This window comes from Microcystis sp. LEGE 00066 (assembly GCF_015207925.1).
GTDB classification, from domain to species: domain Bacteria; phylum Cyanobacteriota; class Cyanobacteriia; order Cyanobacteriales; family Microcystaceae; genus Microcystis; species Microcystis ichthyoblabe_A.
In genome coordinates this window covers 1-5,261 of the sequence record NZ_JADEVX010000245.1, presented here as the reverse complement: position 1 = coordinate 5,261, position 5,261 = coordinate 1, and the positions used below count along the sequence as shown (strand labels likewise).

The following is a 5,261-nucleotide window of genomic DNA, read 5'->3' as shown; positions in this document are numbered from 1 at the left end:
AATTGAAATATGCCAGCGTCCAGAAGGATGTAATCTGACTGTTACTGTACTTGGGTCACAGCTTTCTGGTATTTGTCTTGACCATCGAATAGGTAAAGGTTCTGTGCATTTAGCTAAATAGATTTGTTTGTCTTTAAATTTAAAAGCAGATTTGGTAAATTCGGCACTTCCTCCCTTTGGAATTTAACGGGGAGTCCGATCATGTACACGCATTAATTGAATACCCACCGAAACTATCTATTTCCGTAATGGTCAACTCTTTAAAGGGAGTCTCTAGTCGCAGGTATGGACAAGCTGGTTATCCTAAGCCATACGGGAAAGACGCTCTTTGGTCGCCCAGTTATTTTGTGTCTTCTGTAGGAGGTGCGCCACTGGAAGTTCTTAAGTCTTATATCAAAGATCAGGAAAAGCCGTCGTAAAACGACGGGGTTTTAACCCAAATTTTCGATAAGTTGGGTACTATTTTTGTAGATAGTGCAGAAATCTACAGGAGATCAAGTAATGAGTGAATCAGAAAGCAACAAGGTGCGCTACAGCTTGTAACGCACCAAAATTTTTATTAATCTCTAACCGAGATTACAGAGGTCGATAGACACGGTAATCAATATTGGGGAAAATATTATCGATTTCCTCGACTTTTTCCAGCCAACCAGAGTCAATCTTCTCGGATTTCACATCTTCATAGATTTTATTTAACCGCAGCAGGTGGGAACGAGTACGCCGGACAGCGTAGGGAACCATCGTACCGGTTCGCATAATAAAGGCCCAGTCAGAAGATTGTGCTAATAATAACTCCCGGGCTGCCTGATTTAAAGCCCGTTCCTGTAATTCATCCTCCGCTTCATGATGACTTAATTCAATCATTCGTTCCGTGCCTTTGTGCAGGTGAGGATAGATCCAAGCGTTAGTTTCATTCAGCCAGTATTCATGGAAACCCTTATAACCCCAACTGGATTGGGAAGGACGACAGACCTGCTGGGTCGGGTTAGCCCGGAGATAATCGGCTAAATGGGTCATTTGGTAGATATTTTGGTCATACCAGGACTTACGGAACAGAAAATCAATAAACCAGGGTCCCTCATACCACCAGTGACCAAATAACTCGGCATCGTAGGGAGAAACAACCAGGGGGGGACGGCCCATAATTCCCGCTAAACTCTCCACTTGTCGCTCGCGATTATACATAAAATTGCCCGCGTGTTCGGCGGCTTTTTCTTTGGCCCAGTAGGGGTCATAAAGCCCTTTTTCCGATAAACCACCGTCCCGGCTAGTAATTTTGTGGTATTTAATGCCTATATTCTTGCGTTGACCGTTGGGCATGATATAGGGCTTAATATACTCGTATTCCGCTTCCCAGCCCAAATCTTTATAGAATTCCCGATAAACTATATCCCCCGGATAACCGACTTGGGAAGACCAAACCTGTTGGGAAGATTCGTGGTCACGACCGAAAGCAGCCACCCCGGTTTCTGTGAAAATGGGCGCGTAACTGCCGTAACGGGGGCGCGGACGACCGTAGAGAATACCGTGGCCATCGACGAGGAAGTAGCGAATGCCCGCATCGGCTAACATTCTTTCTACCCCTTCATAGTAGGCACATTCGGGCAACCAAATGCCCTTGGGACGACGACCGAAATTTTCTTCGTAGTGTTGACAGGCCACCTCAATTTGCGCCCACACCGCTTGTGGGTACATTTTCATCAGGGGCATATAACCATGGGTCGCACCACAGGTGATAATTTCTAGGTTATTACTGTCAAGGAATTGTTTAAAGGCTTTGACCAGATCTCCATCGTATTTTTCCCAAGTTTGTCGGATACTTTGGAAGGATTCAGCGTAATATTCGGCTAAGTAGCGAATATGGCCATTATGTTGATTATGGTCGATTTCTTTAGCAATTAATTCTTCTAACTTACCTAAGTGTTCTTCATAACGCTCTTGCAGTAACGGATCCCGCAGCATCGACACCAAAGGCGGAGTCATGCTCATGGTCATTTTAAAATCGATACCATCCCGCTTGAGACCTTCAAAAACTTGCAGCAGAGGGATGTAGGTTTCTGTGATTGCTTCGTATAACCATTCTTCTTCGAGGACGTAATCGCTTTCGGGATGGCGGACGAAAGGGAGATGCGCGTGGAGAACTAGGGCAACATAGCCAAAAGCCATAGGATTTCTTCTTAGAATTAAGGAATAAAACTTTAAGATTAGGTTGAGTAGATTTTATACTATCTTAAGCTTCTACAATAAAGAATATGATAAAAGTCGATCGATCGTCGATCGATCCCGTTAATCCCTAGGTTTACTAATTTTCCGATGCTCCCATCTAACGAGCCACTGACTGCTTTAGGAAGAGAGACGACAACGCCTCTCTCGATTCAACTTTTGCTATTTGTTGATGACCGTCCCAGTTCTCAAGAAATTATCCGTCAAATTCAGTCCTATCTCCAGTCTTTAAAGTCTGATTACCCAATTGACCTACAGATCATCGAAATTCGCCAGCAACCTCATTTAGTCGAACATTTTCGCCTTGTAGCTACCCCGGCCCTGGTCAAAATTGCCCCCGGCCCCCGTCATACCCTCGCGGGCAGTAATCTGGTGGAACAGTTTAAAAAATGGTTGGTACGCTGGCAAAAAGCGATTAAAGAGGAGGTCAAAAATCATCACGCTGAGGATGGACAACTTCAAGAGGTGGAACATTCGGGCGAACTCATCCGCATTGCCGATGAGGTTTTTCGTCTCAAACAGGAAAAGGAAGAATTATTAGAACAATTAAAATTTAAAGACCAAATTTTGGCTATGTTAGCCCACGATTTACGCAGTCCTCTCACCGCTGCTTCCATCGCTGTGGAAACCCTCGAATTAGCCTATCATCAACCGGATACGGAGCGCAGTCTGCAATTACGAGAACAACTGCACCAACAGGCCCGCAAACAGTTCCGGATTATGAACCGTTTGATCACAGATATTCTGCAAGCTTCTAAGAGCATGGCGGCGCAATTCACTCTCCACCAGAGTAAATTTTATCTGCAAGGTCTTTGTCAGGAAATTTTGTCTCAATTTACTGATACTTTTCAGGAAAAGACTTTAATTCTCCAAAGCGATATCCCCCAAGATTTGCCCCCCGTCTATGCTGATGAGGAGTTAATCCGACAGGTGATTATTAATCTCTTGGAGAATGGGATCAAATATACTCCCGCTGGCGGCGCAATTACCCTTTCTGTCCTCCATCGTACTACTCAAAAAGTACAAGTGAGCATCAGTGATACCGGCCCCGGCATTCCCGAAGAAAAACAAGAGCATATTTTTGAGGGTCATGTGCGTCTCAAACGGGATGAGGGTAAAGAAGGTTATGGCATCGGGTTATCGGTCTGTCGCAAGATTATTCGCGCCCACTATGGTCAAATTTGGGTGGATAGTGTCCCCGACCACGGCAGTAGTTTTCACTTCACTCTGCCAGTTTATCGCTAAAATGTTCCGCTAACCAATTATCAATGTCCCCTAAAACTAGGTCGGGGATTTCCCAGGGGAACAGATGGGCCGTTTCTGGGTAACATTTCCACTGAGACAGTTTCAGGTTTTCGGCCGTTTCTTGGCTCGAGGCACTGGTAATATGGCGATCATTTGCCCCCGCCAGAACTAAGCAGGGAATTGTGATTTTGTCAAGAGATTTTAAACAATTGTAACCTTTTTTTAAAGCCCGATTTAAAGCGCGATTAGCAGCTGGAGAAGTGCCTAAGTAGGCGGTAACAGCATTTTGAGCGAGATGTTGATAGGATATCGCTTGATGCTGTGAAAAAAGGTACTGAAACAGGGAACGACGGGCAAAAGTATCAATATTCCAACGCCATCCCGGTTTAATCTGATTGAGAATTGCCGCCATCCCCGTCAAAATCAGATCTGTGGTGGTGATAGGAGGATGACTACCCCAAGGCCGTGCGGCCGAGGCCACTAGAATTAAACCAGGAAAGCGATCGGGATGCCGCAATACTAATTCCAGTGCGATTATACCCCCCAAAGACCAACCGAGAATTAAACATTGCTGGATTTTTTGGCGATCGAGCAGCTCGATTAAATCCTCTAGATGTTCTTCTAGCTGAAAATCCGGGCGATAACGACTTTTACCGTAGCCGCGCAGATCCGGGGCCAGGGTTTGCCAACGTTGGCAAAAATGATCAGTAAATACAGACATACTTGCTGCCGAACCGGGATGACCGTGCAGACAGAGAATCGGATAGCCATTACCTTTGATCTTAACGTTGAGAGCGATCGACATTGAGCAGTTATCAGTTATCAGTTATCAGTTATCAGATTTGAGTTTTAAGTGAGCAGTATGTATTAAACCTCTTGCATAATTAATTTTTAAGGGTTCAAAAACGGCAAAAATAAGGATTAAATGGCATAAAGTCCGTAAATAGACCATTTAACTGATTATTATTCATTCTTAATTCTCCTGACTACTGACTACTGGCTACTGACTCCTAACCCTAACAACAATTTTTGATTTTTACAAGAGGTCTATTAAGCGAGCAGTATTAAATAGCAGTTTCCTGCTGTCTTTTCACTGTTCACTGTTTACTGATCACTGATTATTGACTGGGATATATGAGCGATCGAGTCTCTGGTATGTCAAACTAGAGAATAGGAGAGAGTTGGTCTAGAGGTTGCGGGATCATTTGATCAATGATTCCGAGGAAAGTCCGAACTCCCGAAAGACCACACTTGCTGGATAACGTCCAGTACGCGCGAGCGTGAGGATAGTGCCACAGAAAAATACCGCCCCCTTTTTCAGTGTTGCCAAAGGCACGGCGTAGCCGTCCTCCAGTAAACAGTGATCAGTAAACAGTAACGAAAGTAAATTCACTGATAACTAATAACTTTCCACTGATAACTTTCCACTGATAACTGATAACTGATAACTGATACCTGATAACTGATTGGGGGTAAGGGTGCAAAGGTGCGGTAAGAGCGCACCAGCAGTATCGAGAGGTACTGGCTCGGTAAACCCCGGTGGGGAGCAAGGTGGAGGGACAAAGGTTGGTCTTTTTCCTGTCCCGTTCTTAGGAACCGCTTGAGGTAATTGGTAACAATTATCCCAGATAGATAACCTCTATTCCAACAAAGGTAAAAGCAATTTTACTGCTGTTGGGAAATACAGAATTCGGCTTATGTTTGACTCTCTCCTTTATCAGTTATCAGTTATCAGTATTCAGGAGTTAGTTATAAGGAGTCAGGAGTCAGTATTCAGGAGATAGGAGATTGCT

The 5,261-nt window shown here is 44.4% G+C and carries 3 protein-coding genes, 1 other RNA gene and 2 pseudogenes; 3 read left to right on the top strand and 3 right to left on the bottom strand.

Annotated elements, in window-relative coordinates:
• Positions 1-177 (bottom strand): annotated as a pseudogene (locus IQ224_RS21445) (RNA-guided endonuclease TnpB family protein); the annotation flags it as partial.
• Between IQ224_RS21445 and tnpA the strand changes: the two are divergent.
• Positions 168-419, top strand: a pseudogene (tnpA, locus tag IQ224_RS21440) (IS200/IS605 family transposase); the annotation flags it as partial. The pseudogenes IQ224_RS21445 and tnpA sit on opposite strands and share 10 nt — an antisense overlap.
• Positions 420-576: 157 nt before the next feature.
• Here tnpA and IQ224_RS21435 read toward each other — a convergent pair.
• Complete coding sequence (locus IQ224_RS21435; protein WP_002748569.1) at positions 577-2,166, bottom strand: glycoside hydrolase family 57 protein; 1,590 nt, start codon at positions 2,164-2,166, stop codon at positions 577-579.
• 147 nt (positions 2,167-2,313) lie between these two features.
• On the opposite strand from IQ224_RS21435, the gene IQ224_RS21430 reads away from it, so the two are divergent.
• Positions 2,314-3,468 carry a histidine kinase gene (locus tag IQ224_RS21430; RefSeq protein ID WP_002748571.1) on the top strand — a complete coding sequence of 385 codons (1,155 nt, stop codon included), beginning with the start codon at positions 2,314-2,316 and terminating at the stop codon, positions 3,466-3,468.
• Here IQ224_RS21430 and IQ224_RS21425 read toward each other — a convergent pair.
• Positions 3,446-4,273, bottom strand: coding sequence for an alpha/beta fold hydrolase (locus IQ224_RS21425; RefSeq protein ID WP_002748572.1), 828 nt, complete (start codon positions 4,271-4,273; stop codon positions 3,446-3,448). The genes IQ224_RS21430 and IQ224_RS21425 overlap by 23 nt on opposite strands.
• Positions 4,274-4,645: 372 nt before the next feature.
• Between IQ224_RS21425 and rnpB the strand changes: the two genes are divergently transcribed.
• Positions 4,646-5,181: RNase P RNA component class A (gene rnpB / locus IQ224_RS21420), an RNA gene on the top strand.
• The last annotated feature ends 80 nt before the right edge of the window (positions 5,182-5,261 follow it).